Here is a 25,750-nt window from a genome sequence, read left to right as displayed (position 1 = left end):
CCCGAACGGACTATGCGTATGCGGCAGATCACCCAGGGGAGTGATGCGCGGACATGCGAGACGAACCGTGCAAAACCGGGACGGTACACCCGAGTTGCAAGGGACACTCCACGACACACCAGACGTTTTCGGGAACGCCGTGTGTGCGGTACTCCTGCACGGACGCCGAGCTGGGGGATGCATGCGGCGGGTACGCGGGGGTTGATACGGAGCCGGACTGCTGTGACAGTTGAGTGCAGCTTAGGCCAAGGGATGCGCGCGTGTCCGGCGAATGACAACGTAGCCACTGCGCCGTGCCCTCGCGCCGGCGCACGCCTGCGCGGTGATCTCTGCGCCCCCTTGCGCCCACAGGCTCCCGCCGACCGGTCGGCACGCCTGTGACGTGCGCGATTCAGCTCTCAAACCCGCTTCTCGTAACGGGTTGGTACCTGAACATCCCGAGCGGAGCCTGCTCCATCGGAACGTACAGGGATACGGATTAGGCTGCCCCCATGCCAAAAAAGCGCTCGGGCGGGGGTCTCACCACGACCCAGCAGGCCGCCAAGTTCCTCGGTGTCGCCGCGCTCTCCGGAGCCGTGCTGGCGGGCATCGCAATGCCGGCCGCGGGCGCACTGGGGCTCGCCGCCAAGGGGACGGTCGAGGGATTCGACGAGATCCCCGCCAACCTCAAGACACCACCGCTCAGCCAGCGCACCACGATCCTGGACGCCGACGGGGGCGCCATCGCGACGGTGTACTCGCGCGACCGCACCGTCGTACCGCTCAAGGCCATCTCCCCGTACATGCAGAACGCGATCGTCGCGATCGAGGACTCACGCTTCTACGAGCACGGGGCGGTCGACCTCAAGGGCATCCTGCGCGCGATGAACCGCAACGTGCAGTCGGGCGGGACGGCGGAAGGCGCGTCGACCCTCACCCAGCAGTACGTGAAGAACGTGTTCGTCGAGGAGGCGGGCGACGACCCGGAGAAGGTCGCCGAGGCCACCCAGCAGACCCTGGGCCGCAAGGTCCGTGAGCTGAAGTACGCGATCCAGGTCGAAGAGGAGCTCGGCAAGAAGAAGATCCTCGAGAACTACCTCAACATCACGTTCTTCGGCCAGCAGGCCTACGGCGTGGAGGCCGCCTCCCAGCGGTACTTCTCCAAGCACGCGAAGGACCTGACGCTGGACGAGGCCGCGCTGCTCGCCGGCATCGTCCAGTCGCCGAGCCGGTACGACCCCGTCAACGACGAGGAGGAGGCGACCAAGCGCCGCAACACCGTCCTCGCGCGCATGGCCGCGACCGGCAGCATCTCGCAGGCCGAGGCCGACAAGGCCATGGCCACCCCGATCAAGCTGAAGGTCAAGACCCCGCAGAACGGCTGCATCACCGCCGTCAGCGGTGCGGGCTTCTTCTGCGACTACGTACGCAAGGTCATCCTCAACGACCCCGCCTTCGGCAAGACGAGCGAGGAGCGGTCGAAGCTCTGGAACCTCGGCGGTCTGACGGTGAAGACCACGCTCTCGCCGCGGGCCCAGGAGGCCGCCAACGAGGCATCCATCGCCAAGGTCAACAAGGACGACAAGGTCGCCGCCTCGGTGGTCCAGGTCGAGCCCGGTACCGGCAGGATCCTCTCGATGGCCCAGTCCCGCCCCTACGGCCTGGACCAGAAGAAGAACCAGACGGTCCTCAACCTCGCCGTCGGCTCCGCGATGGGCGGCTCCACCTACGGCTTCCAGGTCGGCTCGACCTTCAAGCCGATCACCGCGGCGGCAGCGCTGGAGAAGGGCATCAGCCCGGCCCAGTCCTTCACCACGGACCACGAGATCACGCTGCCGATGAGCTCCTTCACCACCTGTTCGGGTGCTCCGGCGGGAAGCGACACCTGGAAGCCGTCGAACGAGACGGACGAGGAGAAGGGCACCTGGGACATGACCAGCGCCCTCGGGAAGTCCATCAACACCTACTTCGCGAAGCTGGAGCAGAAGGTCGGCCTCTGCGACACGGTCCAGATGGCGAAGAAGGTCGGCTACTCCCGCGGGGACGGCAAGACCCTCGGCGAGGACCCCTCCATCACCCTCGGCGGCGCCGAGAGCACCCCGCTCGGCATGGCCTCCACGTACGCGACGTTCGCCAACCGCGGCACGTACTGCACCCCGATCGCCATCCAGTCGATCACCGACGCCAACGGCAAGAAGCTCGCCGTGCCGAAGTCGAGCTGCTCCCGGGCGATGAGCGAGAAGACCGCGGACACGATCAACCAGATGCTGAAGGGCGTGGTCGAGGACGGCACCGGTACGGCCGCCGGTCTGACCGACCGCGACAACGCCGGCAAGACCGGTACGACGAACGACCGCAAGGACGCCTGGTTCGTCGGCTACACGCCGAACCTCTCCACGGCCGTCTGGGTCGGTGCCGACATCGGCAAGAAGCTGCCGATGTACGACATCACGATCGGCGGACAGTACTACGACAAGGTCTGTGGCGGCTGCCTGCCCGGTCCGATCTGGAAGATCGCGATGACCGGCGCCCTCGACGCCGGCGAGACCCCGTCCTTCAACACCGTCTCCGTCCCCAGGGGCGAGGAGAAGGGCGACAAGGACAAGAACAAGGGGCGCGACGGCGAGGGTGACGAGGGTGACGACACCGGCGACGCCGGCGCCAACCCGACACCCACCCTGCCGGACTTCCCCGGCGGCAACCAGGGCGGCGGCCGGCACGGCGGTCAGGACGGCGGCGGCAACGGCCCCTGACGGACGGGCCGAACGTCGGACGTGAAGGTGGGGCGCCCCCGTTGACCGGGGCGCCCCACCTTTTTTCATGCGTTCGGGGCCCAGCCCTCAGGGCCTCAGCCCGCGAGGGACTTCTTCACCGCGGCGGCGACCCGGCCGCCCTCGGCGAGACCCGCGACCTTCGGGCTGACGATCTTCATCACGGCGCCCATGGCACGCGGGCCCTCGGCGCCGGCGGCCTTCGCCTCCGCCACGGCGGAGACGACGATCGCGTCGAGCTCCTCGTCGGAAAGCTGCTTGGGCAGGTACGCGTCGAGCAGCTCGCCCTCGGCCTTCTCCCGCTCGGCCTGCTCCGTCCGGCCGCCCTGGGCGAACGCCTCCGCCGCCTCGCGGCGCTTCTTCGCCTCCTTGGCGATGACCTTCTGCACCTCGTCGTCGGAGAGTTCGCGAGCGGTCTTCCCGCTCACCTCCTCCTTGGTGATCGCGGTGAGGGTCAGCCGAAGGGTGGACGAGGTCAGCTCGTCGCGCGCCTTCATGGCGGTGGTGAGGTCTTCCTTGAGCTTGGACTTGAGCGTGGTCATGACCTGATTGTGTCAGCTACGCGGTCCGGGGCGCCCTTTTGTTTTCCCGCCGCCGCCGGACCCCGCCCGGGCCGGGTCTGCGACGATGGGCGCATGCGCGCACGCTACGGAGTTCCCCTGAAAGTCGCTGCGGCCGGTGCGGCGGTCGGCGTCGCCGGCCTCGCCTACGCCGCAGGGTTCGAGGCCCGCTCGTTCCGCCTCCGCCGGGTGACCGTCCCGGTACTCCCGCCCGGGGCACGCCCGTTGCGCGTACTCCAGATCTCGGACGTCCACATGGTCAGCGGCCAGCGCAAGAAGCGCGCCTGGCTCCAGTCCCTGGCAGGGCTCCGCCCGGACTTCGTGGTCAACACCGGCGACAACCTCTCGGACCCCGAGGCGGTGCCCGAGCTGCTCGACGCGCTGGGGCCCCTCATGGAACTCCCCGGGGTGTACGTCTTCGGCTCGAACGACTACTACGGCCCCAAGCTCCGCAACCCGGTGCGCTATCTCAAGGAGAAGGCGGCGGGCAAGCACGGGCTCAACGGGAACGCCCCGGCTACGAACGTGGTCCACAACCCGTGGGAGCCGATGCGCGACGCCTTCGACGACGCGGGGTGGATCGGCCTCTCCAACACCCGGGGCCGGCTGAAGCTCGACGGCCTGGACATCGCGTTCACCGGCCTGGACGACCCCCACATCAAGCGCGACCGGTACGCCGAGGTCTCCGGCGGCCCCGAGACCGGCGCCGACCTCTCCATCGGTGTGGTCCACGCCCCGTACATCCGCTCGCTCGACGCGTTCACGAAGGACGGCTACCCGCTGATCCTGGCCGGTCACACGCACGGCGGACAGCTCTGCATCCCCTTCTACGGCGCGCTGGTCACCAACTGCGACCTGGACACGGACCGGGTGAAGGGCCTCTCCAGCCACACGGCCGACGGCAACCGGGCCTACCTCCACGTCTCGGCCGGCTGCGGTACGAACCGCTACACCCCGGTCCGCTTCGCCTGCCCCCCGGAGGCGACCCTGCTCACACTGACCGCGCGGGCCTGAGGCACGAGGCCCGGTTCCGACGGTGCCGGGTGGGCCCGGGCCCATCCGGCACGGATGAATCGCGGGCCGGGAACCTCGCCTTTACGGTGAGGACCATGACCGCCGCCCCGAAAACCGCGACGCTGCCCAGGCCCCGGGCCGAGGACGCGTTCCTGCGGGGCGCCCGCACACCGCGTCGTACCGCCGCCGTGCTCCGGGCGCTGGTGTGCGCGGCGGCGATCTGCGGCCTCACGATCGAGCTGGCGACGACCGGTGCACCGCTGGAGCTGCTGAGCCGGTTCACCTTCCAGGCGAACCTCCTGACCGCCGGGGTCTTCGGCTGGTCGGCGTTCCGCTCCTGGACCGGCCGGGGATCTGCGGCCCCGCACCTGACGGGCGGCGTGCTCCTCGTCGCGGTGATCATCGGCCTGGTGTACCACCTGATCATGACCGACAACAGCTTCGGCTACTCCGCCGCCGGCGCCCCCGACGCCCCGGCCACGGGCACGCGCGCCGTCTCGGAACAGCTGCTGCACACGGTCCTGCCCGTGGCCGTGACCCTGGACTGGCTCCTGCTGACCCCGGCCCGGACGCTGCGCCTGCGCTTCCTGCCGCTGTGGCTGTTCTCCGCCCTGACCTACCTGGGCTTCGTCCTGGCCCGGGGCGCCCTGCTCTCCCCCGACGCCGGCCCCCGCTACCCGTACCCCTTTCTCGACGTGGACACCTACGGATTTCCGGAGGTCCTCGCCCACGCCTTCGCCCTCTCCCTGCTCCTCGTCGTCCTGGCCACCCTGCTCATCGCCCTGGACCACGTGCGCCCCCGCCCCCGGCTCCGGGTCCGGCACCGGACCGGGCCCCGCCGGTAACCGGATTTCGCCTCCGGGCGAGGGTGGGCTAGAGTTATCGATGTCGCCGGGAGACCGGTGGACATCGGGGTGTAGCGCAGCTTGGCAGCGCGCTTCGTTCGGGACGAAGAGGTCGTGGGTTCAAATCCCGCCACCCCGACAGCCGTAAGACCAGGTCAGGGGCCTGATCCACTAAGTGGATCAGGCCCCTGAGTGGTTTCCGGGGGCGTCTTGGGAGCCGTTTGGGAGCCGATCTCGGAATCCGGCTCCCAAAATCGGCGAGGGCGCATGCCGGCAGTCCGGCAAACAGCCGTCGAGAGGCAAACCTGCCCACGTAGGCTCTGGCCACCCGGTGCACCGTCGCCGGGCGTACGAGGGGGGCACCGTGGATCATCTCTTCACCGTCGCCGGCCAGACGGCCACGCCGATATCGCGCACTGGGCTGGCCGCGGAAAGTCTTCTTGAGCGGCAGCACCTTCAGGAGTGGGTGATCGCCCACCCACAGGTGCTCGGGGAGTCGGTGCTCGTGGTCACCGCGGAGTACGACCGGTGGGCCGATACGGACGGAGTGCCGGCGCGCGACCGGTTGGACGTTCTGGGGCTGGACGCGACCGGCCGCCTCGTCGTGGTCGAGCTAAAGCGCGGCACGGCCGACCGCGACGTACACCTCCAGGCGATCACCTACGCCGCTCTGGTGTCCCGGTTCGACCTCGGCACCCTGGCCCAGGCGCACCGCGACTTCCTGTCGCGAAGGGGGCAGGACCTCGACATCGACGCGTGCAAGCAGCGTCTGCTCGACCATGTGGACAGGGAGTGGAGCCCGGAGCTGCTCCAACGCCCCCGCCAAGTGATCATCGCCGCCGACTTCCCCAAGCAGGTCACCCACTCCGTGGTCTGGCTGTCGGAGATGAGCCTCGACATCGACCTCATCCAGGTGGGCCTGTGGAAGGTGGAGGGTCACCTCGTCGCCGGATTCACCAAGGTCTATCCGACCCCGGAGGTCGAGGAGTTCACGCTCGCACCGGCTCGGGTCGAAGGCGAGGCGGCGGCCAAGAAGCTGCAGGAACGCTCACGCTCGCGCAACGCCGTACACGTCCTCGTCGGAGCGGGCTTGCTGCCGGACGGAACACGGCTGCGGCTGACTCCGCGCCACGGTGCCCCGGAATCCATCCGCAACGCCATCCACTCGTGGGTGGAAAAGGACATCAGCCGAGCAACGGTCACCTGGACCAACAGCACCGCCAAGCCGCTGATCTGGGACGCCGATGGCGCGTCCTATTCACCGACTGGGCTCGCCAACCACATCTTTACGAGCGTGACGAGTCGCACCGCCGACGGCATACAGGGAACAACATGGTGGGACGTCGACACCGACCACGTGCCCGCTGATGTCGACCCCGAAGAATGGGCCACACTGGCGGGGATCGACCTGACAGGTCTGGCCAGGCAGCTCAACGGCACCCGCAAAGACTGGACGGGGCTGCACACCCTGCTGGGCACCGTGCCCGCCGGGCGGTGGACCACCTACGGAGACGTAGCTGCAGTGGTCGGCAGCCATGCCGTCCCGGTCGGTACCCATCTGGCGACCTGCGGCCAATGCCCCAACCCCTGGCGCGTCCTCAATGTGGCAGGGCGCGTCAGCAAAGGCTTCCAGTGGCCCGATCAGACGCGCACGGACACACCTGCAGACGTCCTGATCGCCGAAGGAGTCCGGTTCAACGGGGACGCCGCTGATCCGGAAACGCGCCTGCGTCGGGACGCTCTGCGGCAACTGCTCGACAGCTGAGAAGGTCTGCTCCTGGACCGGACAGCTCCCGGCCAAGGGCAACTACTGCCAATTCATTTCGATTTCAGTCCAGTTGACGTTGCAGGTCCTGTGCAGAGGCCAGCAGCTCGTCCGGGGCGCGACAACCGTTCTCGTACACCACCACGACCTGGGTCAGCTGCTGTTCTGCCGCTGCAAGTTCACCGAGGAGCAGATGCGCGTAGGCCAGGTTCAGCCGCACGCTCAAGGTGTCCTCGTCGTCGCTGCCGAGGTGCGAGGCCAATGGCTCGACCACGGCGCCCAGTTCGCGGGAGGCGAGGCCAACCCGACCCTGACGGAGAGCGACCGCTGCCGCCTGGCCGAGGGTTCTCAAGGTGTCAGGGTGCCCGGGGCCCAGGACGTCGCTCTGCGCCTCAGCCAGCAACCGCAGCTGATGCTCCGCGGCGGTGTCCTGGTGTAGCTCGAAGTACACGTCCGCAAGGTGCCGGCGTACCACGAGCAGGCTGGGATGGCAGGTGCCGTGGGAGGCAAGGACAGCGGTCAACAGGGACCTCAGCGCAGCCTGAGCCTCGGTCTGTCTGTCGAGTAGCCGAAGGGTTCCGGCGTAACCCAGGCAAGCCTCGACCGCCTCCGAATGCGCAGGACCAAACGCGGCCGCCAATGCCTCGGCCGCCGCCCGGAAGTGTTCCTCAGCCTCGGCGGGCCTTCCTGTCGCGGTGAGCAGCCCGGCGAGAGTGCCCTGGGCCCGGTAGGAGGACGTGTGCCCTCGGGGGGCGATACGGGTCCACGTCGCGTGAATGTCACGCAGCTCAACCTCCGCCTCGTCGAACAGACCCAGATCCAGAAGCGCGTAGCTGAGGTTGTGCCGGGTGACCAGGGTGCTCGGGTGATCGTGGCCCAGCGTCTGTCTTTCTAGGTGGAGTGTTGCCACGAACTCGTTGAGGGCCTGCTCGCTCTCGCCAAGTTCGAGAAGCAGGTCTGCCAGTTCATGGCGGGCGGCGAGCATCGCGGGAGATGTGTTGCCCAACGCATTCGCCATGTCGCGGATCAGCTGCTCGAACGCGCTGCGGGCCTCGGCAAGGTTGCCTTGGCCGCGCAGCGCTCTGGCGAGTTCGTGGCGTGCAGCGAGGGTGGTCAGATGCTCGGGACCAAGGACGACGGTCAGATGCGGAACGAGTCTTGAGAATTCCGTGTGCGCACCCGCGACGTCTCCCCGCTGAAGGATGATGCGGATCAGTTCGTGGCGCGCGGTCAAGCTAGTTTCGTGATCTGGACCGAGGACCCGGGTAGCTGTGCGCAGGACGTCACTGAAGTCTGCCTCTGCTTCGTCGAGACGGCCTTGATCACGCTTTAGCAAGGCGAAGTTGTGCCTTGTCGCCAGGACGGTCCTAGGGTTGTCGTCGGGAGCGGTTCGTGCGTAGGCGGTCAGGGCGTGGCTGAACTGCACCTCCGCCACTGCCCACTGGCCTGACTGTTGCGCGTACACAGCCGCCCGCGCCGCGAGTTCGCCGCGCATCTGGTACTCCAGCGCAGCAGCGTGCTTCATGTCTGCCGCGACGTGGACACAGTGCGGCAGCAACAATCGCCAGAGGGGCCAGTTCGCCGGGGCGGCCGGATCGAGCCCCTTCGCCACCATCGCGAGAAGGGCGACCGACAGAGTCGAGTACACCGGTGCCGCTTCAATGGCGGCCGGCTGGGTGCGGGTGATCTCTCGAACGAGCGGGTGGACGACCAGAGTCTCTAGCGTCGAACCATGCCCCTCGAAGCGTCGACGGTGCAGCAGGCCACACCCCAGCAGGCCACGTACGGCCGCATCGAGCGCAGACGACGACAATCCCGTGAAATCGTTTGTGGCGGCGAGCACGCTCCTGCGGAGCAGGGCGGCTGGCAGCGGCTCAGGTGCGAAGAACGAGATCAGCCGGAACAGCGGCCGTGCGGCAGCTGTGCCCCGCTTTTCCAGCAGATCCAGTGACATCTCCCACGTATGGGCCAGCGGGCCGTGTGGATCGTGCGGCAGCGCTGCGACCGCCTCGGCGAACTCCGCGTCCAGTGCTTCCCAGCATGCGGCGAACGTCTGAGGGGCCTCCGACTCAGGAAGCGTCAGGTCACTGCTGGTCATCGCCAGGTACTTCCCCACGAGCAGCAGGGCGAGGGGCAGGCCGCCCAACCGCCGTGCCAGGCGTACTGCCTCGCCCTCGGAACCGGCACCAGGAGCCAGTTCACGCAGCATCGCGGCGCCCTGGGCCTCGGAGATCGGGACGACGGGGTGGACCGCCGCCGACGTCCACCAGGAGCCGGGGTCTTGGTCGCGGCTCGTCACTACCACCGTGTTCCCAGCGACCGGCTGCCTGATCCAGTCCCGCACCACAGCTGGGTCGTCGGCGTTGTCGACAACCAACAGCCAGCGCCCGGCGTTCGCGTTGTTCAGAACGTCCCACAGCACATCCCGGGCGGCCTCGTGGTTGCGCCACACGTCGCGCGCCACGACACGCTCCACCCCTGCTTGCACGGCGACCTCACGCAGCGCCTCCACGAAGGCGGCTGGGGTCGTGGCGTCAACCCACCACACCCTCCGCTCGGCGGCGACCCGTCGAGAAAGCGCCAGCGCGACCGTGCTCTTACCGCTGCCGCCTACCCCGCACAAGACCAACCGGCCTCCGACGTGAGCTACCCGCTCCTCCAACGCGGTCAGCAGCGCACCTCGCCCGCGGATCCGGTGCTCGACCGAGTCCTCGGGCACCGCCACCGACAGGTCACTGACGGAGGCTTCACTCATGCCTGGCAGCGGCGGAAGACCCAGATATCGCTCGGCCAGGAAGTAGAGATCGGGGTCGGTCAGGAACTGTGTCAGTAGGGCCGCATCGAAGATGTCCAGCTCAACCCGGTGGGCATCGCGTGCCTCGTCCTCCAGCTTGTGTCGCGTGCCGACCGTCACCGGGGCCACCGTGAAGTACAGCACGCGCTGTACGGGGCTACCCTGGCCGCAGATCGACGCCATATCCCTTCTGATCTTGGCCGGGACGTTGTCCTTCTGCATCGTGCAGGCCAAGACGACCTTCTCCCCGGAGGCCAGCCGGGCGAAAGCCGAGACCGGCGACGGAGCCCCGGCAAGGTCCGTCCAGAAACTCTCGGCATCCCGGCCCTGATCGCCCCCGCTACCCACGGGACCTGTCGCTGGCGCTAGATTGCTCACGAGCACCCGCCGAGCCACGTCCAGGCAGAGCTGCTCGAACTCGTGGTGCGCGTTGCGCTCCCCAAGAGTGTCCAGGGCGAACCGGATCAACAGACCGAACTGCCTGGGAGTGTTCACCAGTCGGCTCCTCGCCTCGGGGTCCCGCACGGATCACCGACAGTCTGCCGCACCCCCCTGACAGTGGCGCAGCTCGCACCGACAACATCCGCAATATCCATAAGAGTTGCTGCCGAACCTATTCCTGCTCCCCTCGTTCCCGTTGAACGGACTCCCGTGAATCTCCCAGCGCGGATCCGCTCTTCTGGAGGACCTGTTCGCACTATGCCGACGCCGAAGGCATCACCGTGAGCACCAACGGGACCGAAGTCCAAGTCCCCATCCTGGGGAGGGACAGCCGGGTCACCAGGCATTCGTTTCGGGCAAGAAGGAGCAGAACGCCATCAAGACCACCCTCTTCAGTGAACGCCGGGGCCGCGCCCTCTCCATCGGCATCGTGCGCCAGGGTCGCATACACGATCAAGCTGCGGTGCGCACCGACGGCATCGCCGAGCAGTTCCACCAGCATCCCGACGCGAAAGCCGAGGTGGACGCGGGCTACCGCAGGCTGGCCAGCGAGTTACCCGACCAGGTCAGCGCCCCGCCGAACAATCCCTCCGACAACGCATGCGCCGAGACAACCCTGCCTGGCGCGAACAGCGTCGCCGCCAGCCCTCCCAGCGGATCTGTGTGGAACACACCGACGCCGAGTAACGCTGTGGCACTCCAGCGTGCACCGGGCGCCGTGAAGCCTACGCGCCACCCCACCTGGCGATCGCCTCACTAGTCTCCGACCGCTCCGCCTGACGGCCAACCCCTCGCAAGCACAGGACCGAACTGGTGCTCACCCGCCCAATCGCCAACTGATCAACCACCGGTCGAACGGCCAGGTAGACACACCCCGAACCAGACTGCTCCCCGAGTCGTTAGCCCAGCCGCCTCAGACGTCGGCTCCGCCGAAGCGCTCGCGGTAGGACTCCAGGTCCTCCGCCGTGATCTTCGCGAAGAGCACCGGCGGCACGGTGAACGGGGTGCCGGCCGGGACAGCGTCCAGGGACGTGGCCTGCTCGGCGGTCACCCAGGTCGCGGTGTCGCTCTCCAGGGCGAAGGCACCGCGCATGGCGGCGGCCGAGGCGGGGATGAACGGCTCGGAGACGATCGCGTAGAGGTGGATGAGATTCATCGCTGTACGCAGGGTCAGGGCCGCACCCTCCGGGTCGGTCTTGATCTCCAGCCAGGGGGCCTTCTCCTCCAGGTAGGAGTTACCTGCCGACCACAGGGCCCGCAGCGCCGCCCCTGCCTTGCGGTACTGGAGGGCCTCCATGTGCTCCTCGTACTCGGCCAGAAGCCGCGCGATCTCCTCGCCCAGCCGCGCTTCCGCCTCGCCTGCCGCGTTGCCCGCAGGGACGTCGTCCCCGAAGCGCTTGCGGGAGAAGGACAGCACGCGGTTGACGAAGTTGCCGAGGGTGTCGGCGAGGTCCTTGTTGACCGTGGCGGCGAAGTGCTCCCAGGTGAAGGAGGAGTCGTCGGACTCGGGGGCGTTGGCGATCAGGAAGTAGCGCCAGTAGTCCGCCGGCAGCATCTCCAGCGCGGCGTCGGTGAAGATGCCTCGCTTCTGGGAGGTGGAGAACTTGCCGCCGTAGTACGTGAGCCAGTTGAATCCCTTGACGACGTCGACCTTCTTCCACGGCTCGCGGACGCCGAGTTCGGTGGCCGGGAACATCACCGTGTGGAACGGGACGTTGTCCTTGGCCATGAACTGGGTGTAGCGCACGGTGTCGTCGGCCTCGTACCACCACGACTTCCAGTCGCGGGTCTCGCCATCTGGGCCAGCGTCCGACCACTCCTTCGTCGCGCCGATGTACTCGATCGGGGCGTCGAACCAGACGTAGAAGACCTTGCCCTCGGCCGCGAGCTCCGGCCAGGTGTCGGTCGGAACCGGGACGCCCCAGTCCAAGTCACGGGTGATGGCGCGGTCGTGCAGGCCCTCGGTCAGCCACTTGCGGGCGATGGAGGAGGACAGCTGCGGCCACTGCGCCTCGTGGAGCGCGACCCACGCCTCGACCTCGCGCTGAAGCTTGGACTGGAGCAGGAACAGGTGCTTGGTCTCGCGGACCTCCAGCTCCGTGGAGCCACTGATCGCCGAACGGGGGTTCAGCAGGTCGGTCGGGTCGAGGACGCGAGTGCAGTTCTCGCACTGGTCGCCGCGGGCCTTGTCGTAGCCGCAGTGCGGGCAGGTGCCCTCGACATACCGGTCCGGCAGGAAACGGCCGTCGACCGGCGAGTACACCTGGCGGATCACACGTTCCTCGATGAAGCCGTTCTTGTGCAGCTGGCGCGCGAAGTGCTGCGTGATCTCGACGTTCTGCTGCGAAGAACTGCGTCCGAAGTAGTCGAAGGCGAGCTGGAAGCCGTCGTACACGGCCTTCTGCGCGTCGTGGGCCTGCCCGCAGAACTCCGCCACCGACACTCCGGCCGCCTTGGCCGCCAGCTCGGCCGGTGTCCCGTGCTCGTCGGTCGCGCAGATGTACAGGACGTCGTGGCCACGCTGGCGGAGGTACCGGGAGTACACATCCGCCGGAAGCATCGACCCGACCATGTTGCCCAGGTGCTTGATCCCGTTGATGTAGGGAAGCGCGCTGGTTACCAGGTGTCGAGCCATCCTTGGATGCTCCATTTCGTACGGCGCCGGTGACAGTGCCACGGCGGGCCCAGGTCGGGAGAGTGCAGCGGGCGCGACCGCTCAGGTCGCCCCGGTCACGCGTAGTGAGGTTGGCGCTGCAAGCCGTCGCAATCGTATGGCACCCGGGTGCCACCCCGGCGAGCCGTTTTATCCATCGGACGAGCCTGTGCGAAGACGCGCTCGGCCGTCCGAGACAGGCGGCCAAGCGAGTCTCGGACGGTCGAGGCGGGCCTCGTATTAGGGGCCCGTATGTCCGTGGTTGCGCACTCCTTGTCTCACACGAGACCGAAGGGTGATTCATACGATCCAAGACCCCTCTCCCAGCAGGGCCACGCACTCCGGACCGGCGTCACCCTGCGAACAGCGAAGTCCAGGTGCCTCTCACCGCCCAGGCTTCGCCTCGGCCTGTGCTACCTCCGTGCACGCAGGAGGGCGTCGAGCACGTGCACGGGCGACGTGGGACACATCGCCAGGCGGGCAGCGAGTGCTGTCTCCCACTGCTCGGTCAGGCCGAGCATGAGGCGCTTGCGCATGCCAGGGGTGACATGGGCATAGCGCGCCGAGACGGAGCCGTCGATGTGTCCCATGCGCTGGTCCATGAGGACCTTCTCGGTGCCGAGGTCCTCCATCACCGTCCTATGGGCGTGGCGCAGTCCGTGAGGCGTGAGGCCCTTGGCGATCGGGAGCCAGCAGGCGTCAGCTCGTTGGCCGGCGCCCCGCCCTCGCGCGGGGACTCCTGGCCACGGCTCGCCGAGTAGCGGCACGGGTCGTGCCTCCTGCGGGGCCTTCTTCGGGTACCAGCCCGATACCGCCGGGGTGAACAGCCACGTCGCGAAACCGTTCCTGCGCCAGTGGGCCGCAGGCTCCACCACCGCGCCGCCTCGTACGAACCCGAGGTCCGTGATGGCCTCCTCCACCCGCATTCGCGTCGCCTCAGCGACGCGATCGGGGTGGTTAAGGACGTTGGACACCGTCCCCGTGGAGACTTCGGCACGGCGTGCGACGTCGACGAGTTTCGCACCGTGGTGGCCGCCCGTACGAGCCGTGCCCTGCCCGCTGAAGACGTAGGTCCTACCGTGGCAGGGGCAGGGAGTCGGCTTCGTGCGGGCGATGTGATTGGCGACCAGGGCGGACAGCCAGTCCATCGAGTCGAGGGTGCGATAGCTGTCGTCCTTGGGCGGGCAGCGCACCATTTCGCCCGAGTCGAGTTCATACAGCTGCCATTCGACACGGACGGACCCAGGTCGGGCGAACTCGGTCTCCAGGCCGACTATTTCGCCCCAGCGCATGCCGGTGTATCCCTTGAGGACGACGGCGACGAACTCGTCATCTCGGCCGGACAGCAGTGCTGCTCGTTCGGCGATCAACAGGATGCCGAGCGGATCGGTGACGACCTTCTCCGGGCCTCGGTCACGGGAGCGGCCCGCGCGCTTGCCCCGCCCACGCCGCCTGGTCGCCGGGTTCGACGTGATCAGTCCTTCGTCGATCGCGTCCTCGTAGATCAGGTGGAACGTCGAGCGCCAGGTCTTGACGCTGGAGGCCGCGTACAGAGCCCTTTCCTTCTTCTCCCACCGGTCGACGTCCGAGCGCAGGATGCCGGCGAGCGCATGGTCCCCGAAGTCGGGAAGCAGGTGCTCCTCGATGTGGCGCTTGTAGTTCTGCATGGTCGATGCGGCCAGGTCCTGGGCCTCGTACCAGCGGCTCGCGTACTCGCCGAACGTCTCCTGGCCGAGTGCCGGGTCACGCCAGTCGCCGCGCCGGTACTTGTTCTCGGCCTCGCTCGCGGCGCGCTGAGCCTCGCCCTTGGTGGCGAACTTGATCGCCTTGCCCTGCTCGTCGACGACCGTGAGGTGCTTCCCAGGTGCGGTCCTATACCGACCACGCCAGTAGTTCGCGCGCTTCTCCGCGAAACCCACGCTCCTCCTCTCCCTTGGTACGCGGTCGTGTCAGGCGACGGTGCTGAACTGGCTCTGCCTGGCGCGGGCCGGAGGCCGCGCCCGCAGACGGGTTGTGGGCGCGGCACGCTGGGGCGCGTCCGCCTGCTGGGCGTCGGCCTTGGCGACGGTCCGAGCTGTGACGGGCTGGTGCGCCCGTGCGGGCCGTTCCTCGTGGAGGCGGATGATCTCTGCGAGGTGTTCTGCGGTGAAGCGGTACGCGCGGCCGACCCGAGTGAAGGGGATCAGCCGCCGACGGGCCCTGTCCTTGACCCACCAGGCAGAGCAGCCCAGAACAGCAGCGATGTCCTCGGGACGGTAGAGGCGGGGCGGCGCTACGCCGGTCCCTGGCTGCTCAGCCATGCAAGATCGACTCCTTCGCGGTACAGAGGCGGAACGGCAACGGAGCAGGGGGAATGGCCTCTCGGCGCAAGGAGGTTCCTTCTCTGGCGCAGCCGTGCGGAGACGGGTACGCCGGTCTTGGTGTTTCAGGTACGGGCGAGGTGATGTGCGTAGCGGCTGCCGGGTGTTGGCCCACCCGGGGAGCGCTGTTGGGGCTCGTTCGGCTAACTCGTCTCGGCGAGCAGGGCGAGCGGGGAGAGGCCGAGAGCGGCTGCGATGGCGACGAGGTCGTCGACATCGCAGCGGCGCTGTCTGCATTCGATGCGGGACAGCATCGTGATGGTCATGGGCCGGCCGAGCGCGGTGACACGTTCGGCCAGCTGGCGCTGGGCGAATCCGCGCGCTGTGCGGGCACGGGTAATGGCGCGGGCGGTCAGCACGCCGGCCGGACCAATTCCCAAAGGGCTCTCAGGCATGGGTCAGTTGTAGCTCTGCATTGCCGGTTTGGGTAACCGGCGATGTGCTGCTATGTTTCGCATCTTTTTTGTCAGATCTGGTCCCCAGGCTCCTTGCGAACGGCGCAACATAGACCGGAATTGGCGGATGACCAAATCACCTGCTGCCCTCATGCTGGTAGCACCTACGTGGCCTCGACGTGGGCATCTTGCATCGCGCGCTCACCAGCGCCGCCCACGGATTCGCTTGCCAACTGCCCGATTTATGCAACTTCTTGGTCAACCGGCGATTCGGGTCTACCGTTTTAAGGAAGCCGCGCACGACACGTTCGCCGAGAGCTGTTTGCTTTCCCGGCGGAATGCTGGACTTGTGCGGGGAAGATGTGGCTGTCTTGGCCATGCGCCCGGAAACCCCTGCGGTTCCGAGCACATGAAAAAGCCCCCGGCGGGCCAACGCCGGGGGCCAAGAAGTCCCTACCGATATCGCCCGTACCTGAACGATCAAGACGGTGGCGGTCATAACGCCACCGGGTGAGGAACTGTGCATGCCCCAACAAGCTACTGCCTTCGTGGCCGTAGTCGCATCCCCGTCGCCGAACTCGCCCGCTCGGCCCACGAAGGCGGGGCGATAGACATGGCGCGGATACGCACCATCAAGCCGGAAGCCTTCATCTCCGAGTCGCTCGCCGCGGTGAGCGTCCATGCCGAGCGGACCTTCTTCGGCCTGCTTACGCAGGCGGACGACCACGGTCGCTTCCGCGACCAGGCCGCCGTCATCGCCGGTGCCCTCTGGTCCCTGCGCCCCGAGCACGGCCCGCTGGAGGTCGAGGACGACCTCACGCAGCTCGACAGTGCGGGTCTGATCTGCCGGTACGAAGGCGACGACGGCAAGCGGTACCTGCACATCGTCACCTGGGCCCGTCACCAGAAGATCAACCGGCCCAGCGGCAGCCGCTGCCCGGCCTGCCCGCGCCACCAGGGCAGCCGGTCGGACGAGGCGGCCTCGCCTGTTCACGGAGCCCTCCATGAACAGGCCGTGAGCCCTCACGGTGGACGCCCTGATGCGTCACGCGGATACAGCGAGCCCTCCGTGAACCGGAAAACCGCAGGTCAGAGCAATTTCAGTGAGCCCTCACCACAACGCTGGGAGACTGCGGTGAGGACTCAGGGTCCGGATCTAGGACCTAGGATCCTGGATCTAGGATCACCTCCGGTGGGGAGCGCAAGCGCCCCCACGCCCCCTGCCGTCTCGGGTTCGGTCTCGGCCAAGGACCTGGTCGCCGAGCACGTCGCCGCATGCCAACACCGCCCGCCCAGCGACGTCCTCGGCCGCCTCGGCAAGGTGGTCAGCAAACTGCTCGGCGAGGGGTTGTCCCCCGACCACATCAGGGCCGGGATGGACCGCATGCGTACCAAGGGGCTGTCCGCTGGGCTGCTGCCGAGCCTGGTCGACGAGGCCATGAACGCTCCACGGGCAGCTGCCGCCCCGCACCGGGCATGGACCAACCCGGCGCCCGCTGACGTCGAGGCGGCCTACGGGGGTCAGCTGTGACCACAGCCACCACCAGCCGGGAGCCGGAGCGCATGAACACCCTCGCCGCCCGCCTCGGCACGATCCTCGCCGAACGGGGCATCGATCCAACTACGTCACCTGCCGAGGCTCCTTCGGAACGGGTGACCGCCCTGGAACTGGCCGCGGCCCGCATCCCGCCCCGTTACCGCCACGCGCTCGCCGGCCACCAGCAGGTTGCCGCCTGGGTCGACGAGGTGGCGCTCGCCGCACGGCCCGGCCCGAGCGGCACCCGGGGTATCGCACTCGGACCGTCCCTGCTGATCGCCGGGCCCACCGGCACCGGCAAGACGCACCAGGCGTACGGCGCGGTGCGCTCGCTGCTGACCGCCGGGGTACGGCTGCGGTGGGAGGCAGCCACCACAGCCGACCTGTACGCCCGCTTGCGCCCACGCCCCGGCCACGACGCCGAGCGCGACCTCGCCACCCTCAGCACCTGCCCGCTGCTGATCCTGGACGACCTCGGCGCAGCCAAGCAGTCGGAGTGGACCGAGGAGATCACGTACCGGCTGATCAACCGCCGCTACACCGACCTGCTCCCCACCCTCCTCACGACCAATCTGCCGACCGCCGCGCTCCGCGACGCCGTCGGCGACCGCGTCGCCTCCCGTCTCGCCGAGATGACCACCACCGTCGTCCTCACCGGCGCCGACCGCAGACGCCAGCTCTCCGCCTGACCGCACGGCGCCGCCCCGCACCAGCTCACCTTCACCACACCGCCCGTCCGCGCCCACGCCTGCCCACACGGCGCATCGGGCCCTTTGGAGACCCCTGCATGACGGAACTTGCCATGCCCGCACTCGGGCACTGGAACGCGATACCTATCGCGCTCGCCGCCCTCCTTGCCACCTGCACAGTGCTGCTGGTCAGCTGGCTGATCTACCGACGCGCTCCCCGAAACCACGCCAAGCGACAGCCCGGAACGCCCGCGGTCAGGGTCGCCGCACTGGCCGCGGTCGGATGCACTGCCTACAGCGCCGACACCAGCTGGCGGTTCGCCGCCGACTACCTCGACATGAGGGGCACCACCGAGCGCACCGCGATGTTCGCCGCCGCGGAACTCGCCCTCTTCGCCACGGCCCTGCTGGCGCGGCAGAACCTGCACGGCCCCAAGCAAGCACCCGGCCTGCCCGGCGTCCTGACCTGGGTGATCACCGCTGTACAGGTGATCCCCGCGTACGCCGAGTCAGGTGAGGTCGGCGGCACGGTGCGGGCCTTCGTGGGACCGGTCATGGCCGCACTGCTCTGGCATCAGACCATGGGCATCGAACTACGCATCCGCACGCCCGAGGCTGCCTCCCACAGCCTCCTCGCCCGGGTCGGGCGCGAAATACGCGAACGCTTCCTCTCCCACCTTGGGATCGCCGAACACGATCGTGACGCCGCGCAGATCAGCCGCGACCGTGCCACCCGCAGGGCCGTCGCCCTGGCCGCGCACCTTGCGGAGCGAACCCCGAAGCAGCGCGCCGGCTGGCGAGGCCGGCGAACCGCGCGACGGCTTTCCCGCGCCGTCGCCCAAGCGTCTGTGGGAATCGACCAGCGCCAGCGCGAAGTACTGCTGCACCAGCTTGCCGTCCGCCGTCACGCGACAGCTCTGGCCACGATCGAACTGCCATCGCCTTGGAACGCCTTCCCTCCGAACGAAGGCGCCATGCGCCAAGTCGAGACGACTCCGCCGCCCAGCCGATCGGGTGCAGGTTTCGACTCGACGAGCGAGGAAGCCGGGGAGCACGCCGACTCCAACCTTCGTCTTGAGTCCCTGCCTCCTCGATCCGTGCAGAACCAACTTCCCCTGCACGACTCGGTCCCCACCCGCGAGACCACCGAGCCGTCCCACGAGGACGGCGTCCCTGCGGCGCAACGCTACGGACGTCCTCCCGGTGCCGAGATGGACGAACTCCTCGCGATCGGCCGCTCGGCCATCGCCATGCACGGAACAGCCACCCGCGCCGTGCTACGGAACGCCATCCGCGAGGCCGACCTCCCCATCTCCGAGGACCGGCTCACCGAACTCAAGGCCCTCCTGGCGGCAGAGCAGGGTTGCGAGACCGCCGTCCCCACGGGCTGACCGGATATCCGGTCAGCCCTGAACGCCGAACGGGGGCCGTGGACCAGCACCCCGTCTGGTCCCACGGCCCCGCCCCATTGGCACCGCTTGACCAGGCACGCACGGCCCTCCCTCGCGACTCACCGCTCGAACCAGCGGGCGTTGGGGACGCTGCCCGTACGTCGACCTGGTCCGCTGCCCTCTCCCCTCAGCCAGGAGCTGCTCTCCATGCAGGATTCGTGCACCCACAGCCCAGAGCACCAGAACGCGCCCCAAGCCACGCCAGCCCAAAGCGGAGCAAGTTGGAGGTTCGGACACTCCCCCGCAGGGGGAGCGTCCGAACCCGATCCCGCGCCAGGGGTGGCGGGGCCCGACCAGCGCCAGGGGGCGCCGGACGGGAGGGCTGCGACCGAGGGCGGTTCGCAGCCAAGTAAGGCCGGTCACACGCGCCTGACCAAGGGGAAACCTCGCCCGCGCGACAAGAAGCAGCGCCCCGCCCACAGCGTCCGACTCAACGAACGCGAACGCGCTCTCATCCAGTCCGGCGCCGATGCCGTCGGCATGAGTATCGCCGGATTCCTCGCCCACTCCGCGCTCGCCGCCGCCCGCGACCAGACCCGCACCGCCGCCACCATCGCCGCCGACCACGACATCCTCACCGAGCTCTTCGCCACCAGCCGCAAGCTCGGCTGGGCCGGCAGCAACCTCAACCAGATGACCAAGACACTCAACTCGGGCGGCGACATCGACAGCACCCGCATCGAGGAAGCCCTCACCTACGTCCGCCGAGCGGCCACCGCCACCAAGGCGGCCGTCGAGCGGATCAATAACCGGCAGATAGACGAGACCACTTGATCCCCAGCATCCACAAGCAAGGCAGCAGCACCCTCGGCCTGCTCAACTACCTCTACGGCAAGGGCACCCGCGAAGAGCACGTCGACCCGCACCTGGTTGCCTCCTTCGACGACATGGCGCCTGACCCCGGCCGCGACCCCTCCGCGACGAAGGAGGACCTCCAGCGGCTTCTCGACCAGCCACTGCACCTCCTTGACGCAGACCAGCGGCCCGACCAGCACGTGTGGCACTGCTCCGTCCGCGCAGCTCGCACCGACCGCATCCTGAGCGACGAGGAGTGGGGCGACATCACCCGCCGCATCGTGGCCGCCACAGGCATCGACTCCGGCGGCCCAGACGACGCCGGGTGCCGGTGGGCCGCCGTCCGCCACGCCGACGACCACATCCACATCATCGCCACCCTCGTACGCGAGGACGGCCGCCGCCCCGACCACCACCGCTCCGGCCAACGCGCCCAGACCGAAGCCCGTCTCATCGAAGCCGACTACGACCTGCACCGCGTTACCCCAGGCGACGGCACCGCAGCCAAACGCCCCACCAGCGCCGAGCGCCACAAAGCAGAACGCCAAGGGCGAGAGCGCACAGTGCGAGAGGAACTGCGCGAGACCGTGCGCGGCGCATCGGCCGGCGCCGCCTCCACAGATGAGTTCTTCGACCGTCTAGCCGCCGACGGCCTTCTGATCCGCAAGCGGATCGCACCCTCGGGCGATCTGCTCGGCTACAGGGTCGCACTGCCTGGTGACCGCAACAAGGAAGACGAGCCGGTCTTCTATGCCGGCTCCACCCTCGCACCCGACCTGTCCCTGCCCCGCATCCGCGAACGCTGGTCCCTCCAAGCAGAGGCGGTCTCCGAGGGCGGTCCCGAGCCGGTGCAGCCCGCCCTGCCACAGGTGACCCATCCCGCGTTCGCTCGGCGCCGGGCTGCGGCTGCCAGCTGGCAGGCCCTACTGATCATCGACCACGGCGACGACGGCATGGCGGCGGCACAGATCGCCGCAGCGAGTGAGGTCCTGGACGCGCTCGCCAAGACCTCTGCGGCCCACACCCGTGCACAACTCCGGGAGGCGGCGTTCGTGTTCGAGCGGGCCAGCCGCTCCCACATCCGCGCTGCACGCGGGCATGACCACGCCCTGCGGCAGGCCGCACACGATCTCGTCCACAGTGGACCCGCACTCGGCCGCGGCGAAGACGGAGCCACCACGGCGATGGTCATCGACATGGCCATCTTCCTCGCCATCGCCGCAGCGAACTGGCACGCCAAAAAGCACCACAGCCAGCAGGCAGCCGCAGCCCAGCAAGCCGCCGAACACCTACGCACCGCCTACCAGGCAGCCGCAGCCCGCCCCATCGCCACCCTCCGCCAGCGAGGCCAGCGGATGGCACCGCGTATTCGAGAGCGGCAAGCCGATCTCCTGCACCAGGCACTGCCAGAGCTCGCCGAACGGATCCAGGCCGAGCCCGGCTGGCCCGCCCTGGCCGCCACCCTCACCGACGCCCGCCAAGCGGGCCACGACCCCGCCGCACTGCTCACCGACGCCGCCCGGCGACGCGAGCTCGGCAGCGCCGACTCCATCAGCGATGTCCTCGTCTGGCGCCTACGCCGCAGCGCCCACCTGCCCGCAGCGGCACCCGAAAGCCTCCAGACCGCAGGCACCCGAGACGGCCAGCACATCCCGACACCGGCCTCCGCCACACCGCCCGCGGCTCAGGCGTCGAACCACTCCAGCCGCAGGCACTGACCCGGGGAAACGGGCGCAACATAGCCGACGATCGCCGGTTAGCCCAACCGGCGATTCTCCAGACGATTGATGCTCCCCATCCAATCCCACAAGGAGCGTCACACCCGTATGACCGCAACCTCATCCCGACCCGACATCATCGCCCTCCTCGCCGACGCGGACTTCAAGTACCGAGCCGACACCAACACGTGGAGCCATCGCGACGGACGGCCGTTCAGCAAGGAGGAACAGGCTCATGTCCTCACAGCGACTCGCAGCGAGTTCCTCGATTTTGACGCGCAGTTCAAGCGCTTCGTGAATCACCGGCAGGCATGGTCTGACGCCTCGGAAGCACTGCAGCGCTTCCTCGCCCCGTTCATGCAGCAGCTCACCGTGAAGAACCTCGGCAACGCCCACGAGCTCATGAGCGAAGAGGACCGGACGGAGTTCAACCGCCTGCTCGGCCTCGTAGCCAAACCCCCGCGCCCCTTCACAGCCAACACCTACTGACGAGGGGCCGGGTCGTTGTTCGACCAGGGCGAGGAATCGGCCTGGCCGGAGTGTCTGCCAGCCTCAGCGATCGGAGCGACGAGAGATCAGATAGGCGCCGTCGCTCAGCGGTGCCAGCAAGCGGGACATAGCACCCAGTGTTGACACGGTCCCGCCCCAGCAGCCACGAGTCCGCTGCACACAAGACCTGCTAGAGCAGCACAAAGCCGGGCCGCCCAGACGGGAGGCCCGGCTTTGTTACGCGCGGGGGGGCGCTTCTCAGCTGGCGGGGGCACACAGGAGCTGGTCCCGCGTGCTTTCCGGCAGCACCCGGCGCAGTACCGGTGCCGTGGAGCTGAGCGAGGAGGCGAACGCGGCGACCAGACGGTGAGGCACGCTCGCGCTGAATGAGGCGGCCCACAGGTACGGAGCCCCCATTGCAGGCTCAGCCCACGCCTGCCAGCCCATCGCCACTTGCCCGTCCCCCTCGGCGGTCAGGACGCTGGGGTCGGCATCCTGGATGAGGGGCGGCACCTCACCGAGGCTGAGGCGGGCGGTGAAGGTGGGGTGCATCGCCGCCGCGTGGGGTTGGTCGGCGTCGCGGAGCCAACCGTGCCTGGCGGCCGCAGCGAGGACCACCTCGGGACCGTCGTACAAGGTGGTGGGCTGGCTGCACTGGTCGAGCGCCAGGAGAAACTCGGTGATGGCCTCTCCCGGTACGCCTGGGGTGAAGTAGGCGGACCAGTCCGCGAGCGAACTGGTGGTGTCCGAGCGGGCCGAGACCTGCCACGCGACCGGCAGGCCACCGAGGTGGAACGGCTCGTCCGCCAGCACCCACTGTGCCCACCGAAGGGCGTCGGGACTGATGTGCAGGACGGTGCTGCGCACCACCTGGTGATCTCCCAGGTCATCGAAGTTTCGCCGTCCTCGCACGGCTGTCAGACTCGCCCAGCCCAGACCGGCGAGGCTGTCCGCGACGACATCGCAGAGACGACCGTCGTCGCCGGCCAGGTGTCGGGGGCTGACCCAGTACGCGGGAAGAGCGCCAGCCGCGAAAGAGGGATCGAACGGGTAGTGCGGATTCAGGATGCCTCCAAGGGCCGGGTTCGGGTGCACTTGCCGCCGGCAGCGCCTGGACGGGAGCCTGCCGGTTCATGGCGACGACTACCTCGGGCGGCAGGCGCCCGAGCCCGCTGTCGGCGTCGCGCCGCCAGCTAGATAGACGAGTGAAGAAGCTGCGGCCAAGGGGAACCGCAGGCGCGCCGATCAGCACTCTGACCTGGGGTTCTGGCGGGTCGTCTACGTTGACATCTCTCTGCTCTCGCTGGCCAGTCTTTCGCGGCTCTTTCCTGTCTGCCCCCGGCGAACTGGGACACGGGCGACGCTCGTACGTCGCCGGAGGCGCCGCGTAGGGGCCGTCAACCCCATCCCGCGTCAATGTCAGCGCAGACGGAGGCCAAGGCCACAGCCCGAGACCATTCGCCGACTTCTCGTCCCCAGGCACGTGGCCGCTGGCCTGGAGACATGCCAGAAGGAGCAGCAGTCGGTCCCTGGGTACAGCCCTGCCGTATCCCCGTAGAAACCCGGTGCGCACGACAGACAGAGTGCTGAATAGTTACTGCATGGATGCGATCGACGCCGCACGTGCCGCTATCAAGGAGCACCACCCTGATGCCCGGGCCGCCTTCCTCGGAGGCAGCGTCGTGACGAACCGCCGCACGGCGATGTCGGACCTCGACATCGTGGTGCTCCTTCATGGATCCCCAGCCCCGTACCGGGCAAGCGTCCAGCACGGTGAGTGGCCCGTGGAGATGTTCGTGCACACCAAGGCAACGTGGCACGCATTCGTCGAACGGGAAGTACGAAAGCGCAGATCACCGCTGCTCTGGATGTGCGCCGACGGAATCCTGCTCTTCGACCACGACGGGGTCGGCGCCTACGTCGCCGCTGAGGCCCGGAAGCTGACCGCGGCGGGACCGCCCACGGTGTCGGCAGAAGAGATCGATGATCGCCGCTATGCGATCACTGACCTTCTCGACGACCTTGCGGGGAGCGAAGATCAGAGCGAACGGTTGTTCATTGCCACCGAATTGGTACGACGCACCGGCGAGTTGGCGCTGACCGTCGGCGGATCTTGGAACGGAGGCGGGAAGTGGCTGGCGCGCCGTCTTGAGACCACGGCGCCGGGACTCAGCATGCGCCTTCACGACGGCCTTCGTGACGTACTGGCGAGGCGGATTGAGCCGCTCGTGGAAATCGTGGACGAAGTGCTGGAGCAGGTCGGCGGTCGGCTGTGGGTCGGCTATAAGCGCGGTGGCACTCCGTGAACGAAGTCGCCGTGGAGGGGCCACCTTGCGGCCAACCTTGAGGTACAGCTCGACTCTGTTGGGCGCGCCCGCCGCACCAACCACTTTACCGAGCGCCTGCTGGACGGAAACCTCCGTGAGCTGAGTGCTGCTCTCCGTCTGGCGGTCGTAGACCCCGAGTCAGTTCAGAGCAAGCAAATCCCGAACCTCCTCGGCACACCCCCACGACAGAGTGACACCGGCACCCCCATGACCGTAGTTGTGCACAACCAGCGCACCGCTCTCCCCCTGCTCTGCCTCCACGCAAACCGTGGATCGGGTCGGCCGAGCGCCGATCCGGTGCTCCAGGACACGGGCGCGTGCAAGGCGGGGTTCGACCTTGACGCATCGAGCGAGAATGCCAGCCGCCGCCTTGCCGTCTGGGGCGAGGCCGCCTTCGCCGTCGATAGCTGTGCCGCCCAGGACGACGGTCTCTCCATGCGGGTAGAAGCAGAGCAGATCTGGTGACGTGCCGGTGTCCTCGGAAAAGAACTCGGTGAGCCCCGGGTTGGTGACGACTACGTGCTGGCCGCGGATCGGCCGCAGTTCTGGATCCAGGACCAGGTCGCGGGCTCCCAGGCCCGCGCAGTTGACGATCACAGGGACTGGGCCGACTTCCGCGAGCGAAGTCAAACGTCGCTGCTCGACCGTTGCGCCGGCCACATGCAGCCGGTGCAGGAGGTAGTCGAGATATGCGGGCATGTCGATCAGCGGCACTGTGAACCGGTACCCGGCGGTGAACCCGGTCGGGAGTTCGGTCGGCTCGCACGGCCGGAACCCCGGCAGGGCCGTAGCCCAGTCCGGTGGTGACTCGGCCGTACGCGATGCCTCGATGCCGCTGGTGAGCCGGACGCCTGTGGCCTGGTCCTCGGCCAGCTCCCGGAATACCTCCAGGGACCGCTGTCCCCACCGGTCGACCTTGTCCTTCGGCTCCACCAGGTACGGGCCCCACATAGCCCCGGCGGCCAGCGAGGTGGCACCGGGCACCTGCTCGGCGATCACTCGCACCAAGGCCCCGGCCTCGGCCTCGGCCTCGGCGAGAACGACGGCGGTGGTCAGTCCTGCCACCCCAGCCCCGACCACGACAACGCGCTCCCCTGCGTTCACGATCTCGACATTAACGGCCGGGTGGCATCGATGGAGCATGTCGGGCGAGGGCTCTTCGAGGAC

20 protein-coding genes and 1 tRNA gene are annotated in these 25,750 nt (G+C 68.3%); 13 read left to right on the top strand and 8 right to left on the bottom strand.

What is annotated here, in order from left to right; translation table 11 throughout:
- Positions 1 to 491: 491 nt before the first annotated feature.
- Positions 492 to 2,732, top strand: a complete 2,241-nt coding sequence (locus tag OG599_RS18555; RefSeq protein ID WP_327177087.1) for a transglycosylase domain-containing protein — start codon at positions 492 to 494, stop codon at positions 2,730 to 2,732.
- 95 nt (positions 2,733 to 2,827) lie between these two features.
- Here the strand turns inward: OG599_RS18555 and OG599_RS18550 are convergent, their stop codons facing one another.
- Positions 2,828 to 3,292 carry a GatB/YqeY domain-containing protein gene (locus OG599_RS18550; protein WP_327177086.1) on the bottom strand — a complete coding sequence of 155 codons (465 nt, stop codon included), beginning with the start codon at positions 3,290 to 3,292 and terminating at the stop codon, positions 2,828 to 2,830.
- A gap of 93 nt (positions 3,293 to 3,385) precedes the next feature.
- Between OG599_RS18550 and OG599_RS18545 the strand changes: the two genes are divergently transcribed.
- The 4 genes from OG599_RS18545 (at position 3,386) to OG599_RS18530 (ending at position 6,934) form a co-directional block, all read left to right on the top strand.
- Positions 3,386 to 4,324, top strand: coding sequence for a metallophosphoesterase (locus OG599_RS18545; RefSeq protein ID WP_327177085.1), 939 nt, complete (start codon positions 3,386 to 3,388; stop codon positions 4,322 to 4,324).
- A gap of 95 nt (positions 4,325 to 4,419) precedes the next feature.
- Positions 4,420 to 5,169: a Pr6Pr family membrane protein gene (locus OG599_RS18540; RefSeq protein ID WP_327177084.1), complete on the top strand. Its 750-nt coding sequence runs from the start codon at positions 4,420 to 4,422 to the stop codon at positions 5,167 to 5,169.
- Between the two features lie 65 nt (positions 5,170 to 5,234).
- Positions 5,235 to 5,308, top strand: a tRNA-Pro gene (locus OG599_RS18535).
- A 225-nt stretch (positions 5,309 to 5,533) separates the two neighbouring features.
- A complete protein-coding gene (locus OG599_RS18530; RefSeq protein ID WP_327177083.1) occupies positions 5,534 to 6,934 on the top strand; it encodes a DNA-binding protein in 1,401 nt (466 codons plus the stop codon).
- Between the two features lie 64 nt (positions 6,935 to 6,998).
- Here the strand turns inward: OG599_RS18530 and fxsT are convergent, their stop codons facing one another.
- Complete coding sequence (gene fxsT, locus OG599_RS18525) at positions 6,999 to 10,223, bottom strand: FxSxx-COOH system tetratricopeptide repeat protein (RefSeq protein ID WP_327177082.1); 3,225 nt, start codon at positions 10,221 to 10,223, stop codon at positions 6,999 to 7,001.
- 160 nt (positions 10,224 to 10,383) lie between these two features.
- Here fxsT and OG599_RS35485 point away from each other — a divergent pair, with 160 nt between their 5' ends.
- Positions 10,384 to 10,929, top strand: coding sequence for a transposase family protein (locus OG599_RS35485; RefSeq protein ID WP_442809689.1), 546 nt, complete (start codon positions 10,384 to 10,386; stop codon positions 10,927 to 10,929).
- A gap of 153 nt (positions 10,930 to 11,082) precedes the next feature.
- Here OG599_RS35485 and metG read toward each other — a convergent pair whose 3' ends face one another.
- The 4 genes from metG to OG599_RS18500 all read right to left on the bottom strand — a co-directional run bounded on the left by metG (position 11,083) and on the right by OG599_RS18500 (position 15,577).
- Complete coding sequence (metG, locus tag OG599_RS18515; RefSeq protein WP_327177080.1) at positions 11,083 to 12,804, bottom strand: methionine--tRNA ligase; 1,722 nt, start codon at positions 12,802 to 12,804, stop codon at positions 11,083 to 11,085.
- A gap of 431 nt (positions 12,805 to 13,235) precedes the next feature.
- Positions 13,236 to 14,741, bottom strand: a complete 1,506-nt coding sequence (locus tag OG599_RS18510) for a LacI family DNA-binding transcriptional regulator (protein WP_327177079.1) — start codon at positions 14,739 to 14,741, stop codon at positions 13,236 to 13,238.
- A 30-nt stretch (positions 14,742 to 14,771) separates the two neighbouring features.
- The gene (locus OG599_RS18505; RefSeq protein ID WP_327177078.1) at positions 14,772 to 15,122 is read right to left on the bottom strand and encodes a helix-turn-helix domain-containing protein; all 351 of its coding nucleotides are present in this window, start codon (positions 15,120 to 15,122) and stop codon (positions 14,772 to 14,774) included.
- 203 nt (positions 15,123 to 15,325) lie between these two features.
- Entirely contained in the window at positions 15,326 to 15,577 is a 252-nt protein-coding gene (locus OG599_RS18500) for a helix-turn-helix domain-containing protein (protein ID WP_073733580.1), read from the bottom strand.
- A gap of 613 nt (positions 15,578 to 16,190) precedes the next feature.
- Here OG599_RS18500 and OG599_RS18495 point away from each other — a divergent pair.
- The 6 genes from OG599_RS18495 to OG599_RS18470 all read left to right on the top strand — a co-directional run bounded on the left by OG599_RS18495 (position 16,191) and on the right by OG599_RS18470 (position 22,256).
- Positions 16,191 to 17,108, top strand: a complete 918-nt coding sequence (locus OG599_RS18495; protein WP_311311681.1) for a hypothetical protein — start codon at positions 16,191 to 16,193, stop codon at positions 17,106 to 17,108.
- Positions 17,105 to 17,803, top strand: a complete 699-nt coding sequence (locus OG599_RS18490; protein ID WP_265690317.1) for an ATP-binding protein — start codon at positions 17,105 to 17,107, stop codon at positions 17,801 to 17,803. The genes OG599_RS18495 and OG599_RS18490 overlap by 4 nt, the downstream gene beginning before the upstream one ends.
- A 98-nt stretch (positions 17,804 to 17,901) precedes the next feature.
- Positions 17,902 to 19,194 carry a hypothetical protein gene (locus OG599_RS18485; protein WP_327177077.1) on the top strand — a complete coding sequence of 431 codons (1,293 nt, stop codon included), beginning with the start codon at positions 17,902 to 17,904 and terminating at the stop codon, positions 19,192 to 19,194.
- 540 nt (positions 19,195 to 19,734) lie between these two features.
- A complete protein-coding gene (locus OG599_RS18480; RefSeq protein WP_327177076.1) occupies positions 19,735 to 20,028 on the top strand; it encodes a mobilization protein in 294 nt (97 codons plus the stop codon).
- Positions 20,025 to 21,767, top strand: a complete 1,743-nt coding sequence (locus tag OG599_RS18475; RefSeq protein ID WP_327177075.1) for a relaxase/mobilization nuclease domain-containing protein — start codon at positions 20,025 to 20,027, stop codon at positions 21,765 to 21,767. The genes OG599_RS18480 and OG599_RS18475 overlap by 4 nt, the downstream gene beginning before the upstream one ends.
- A 108-nt stretch (positions 21,768 to 21,875) precedes the next feature.
- Positions 21,876 to 22,256: a hypothetical protein gene (locus OG599_RS18470; protein WP_327177074.1), complete on the top strand. Its 381-nt coding sequence runs from the start codon at positions 21,876 to 21,878 to the stop codon at positions 22,254 to 22,256.
- A gap of 258 nt (positions 22,257 to 22,514) precedes the next feature.
- Here OG599_RS18470 and OG599_RS18465 read toward each other — a convergent pair whose 3' ends face one another.
- Positions 22,515 to 23,324 carry a DUF317 domain-containing protein gene (locus OG599_RS18465; RefSeq protein WP_327180084.1) on the bottom strand — a complete coding sequence of 270 codons (810 nt, stop codon included), beginning with the start codon at positions 23,322 to 23,324 and terminating at the stop codon, positions 22,515 to 22,517.
- 533 nt (positions 23,325 to 23,857) lie between these two features.
- On the opposite strand from OG599_RS18465, the gene OG599_RS18460 reads away from it, so the two are divergent.
- Positions 23,858 to 24,562, top strand: coding sequence for a nucleotidyltransferase domain-containing protein (locus tag OG599_RS18460; protein ID WP_327177073.1), 705 nt, complete (start codon positions 23,858 to 23,860; stop codon positions 24,560 to 24,562).
- Between the two features lie 159 nt (positions 24,563 to 24,721).
- On the opposite strand, the gene OG599_RS18455 is transcribed toward OG599_RS18460, so the two are convergent.
- On the bottom strand, positions 24,722 to 25,687 hold the full coding sequence (locus tag OG599_RS18455; RefSeq protein ID WP_327177072.1) for an FAD-dependent oxidoreductase: 966 nt from the start codon (positions 25,685 to 25,687) through the stop codon (positions 24,722 to 24,724).
- Positions 25,688 to 25,750 lie beyond the last annotated feature (63 nt).

The sequence above is a fragment of the Streptomyces sp. NBC_01335 genome (genome assembly GCF_035953295.1).
Lineage (GTDB): Bacteria > Actinomycetota > Actinomycetes > Streptomycetales > Streptomycetaceae > Streptomyces.
This window is presented reverse-complemented; position numbering and strand designations above follow the sequence as displayed.

What these genes read in the sequence shown, in the direction of transcription:
- OG599_RS18555 (WP_327177087.1), top strand. Translation starts at nt 492, where the DNA reads ATGCCAAAAAAGCGCTCGGGCGGGGGTCTCACCACGACCCAGCAGGCC.
- OG599_RS18550 (WP_327177086.1), bottom strand. Translation starts at nt 3,292, where the DNA reads ATGACCACGCTCAAGTCCAAGCTCAAGGAAGACCTCACCACCGCCATG.
- OG599_RS18545 (WP_327177085.1), top strand. Translation starts at nt 3,386, where the DNA reads ATGCGCGCACGCTACGGAGTTCCCCTGAAAGTCGCTGCGGCCGGTGCG.
- OG599_RS18540 (WP_327177084.1), top strand. Translation starts at nt 4,420, where the DNA reads ATGACCGCCGCCCCGAAAACCGCGACGCTGCCCAGGCCCCGGGCCGAG.
- metG (WP_327177080.1), bottom strand. Translation starts at nt 12,804, where the DNA reads ATGGCTCGACACCTGGTAACCAGCGCGCTTCCCTACATCAACGGGATC.
- OG599_RS18505 (WP_327177078.1), bottom strand. Translation starts at nt 15,122, where the DNA reads ATGGCTGAGCAGCCAGGGACCGGCGTAGCGCCGCCCCGCCTCTACCGT.
- OG599_RS18500 (WP_073733580.1), bottom strand. Translation starts at nt 15,577, where the DNA reads ATGCCTGAGAGCCCTTTGGGAATTGGTCCGGCCGGCGTGCTGACCGCC.
- OG599_RS18495 (WP_311311681.1), top strand. Translation starts at nt 16,191, where the DNA reads ATGGCGCGGATACGCACCATCAAGCCGGAAGCCTTCATCTCCGAGTCG.
- OG599_RS18485 (WP_327177077.1), top strand. Translation starts at nt 17,902, where the DNA reads ATGACGGAACTTGCCATGCCCGCACTCGGGCACTGGAACGCGATACCT.
- OG599_RS18480 (WP_327177076.1), top strand. Translation starts at nt 19,735, where the DNA reads ATGAGTATCGCCGGATTCCTCGCCCACTCCGCGCTCGCCGCCGCCCGC.
- OG599_RS18470 (WP_327177074.1), top strand. Translation starts at nt 21,876, where the DNA reads ATGACCGCAACCTCATCCCGACCCGACATCATCGCCCTCCTCGCCGAC.
- OG599_RS18460 (WP_327177073.1), top strand. Translation starts at nt 23,858, where the DNA reads ATGGATGCGATCGACGCCGCACGTGCCGCTATCAAGGAGCACCACCCT.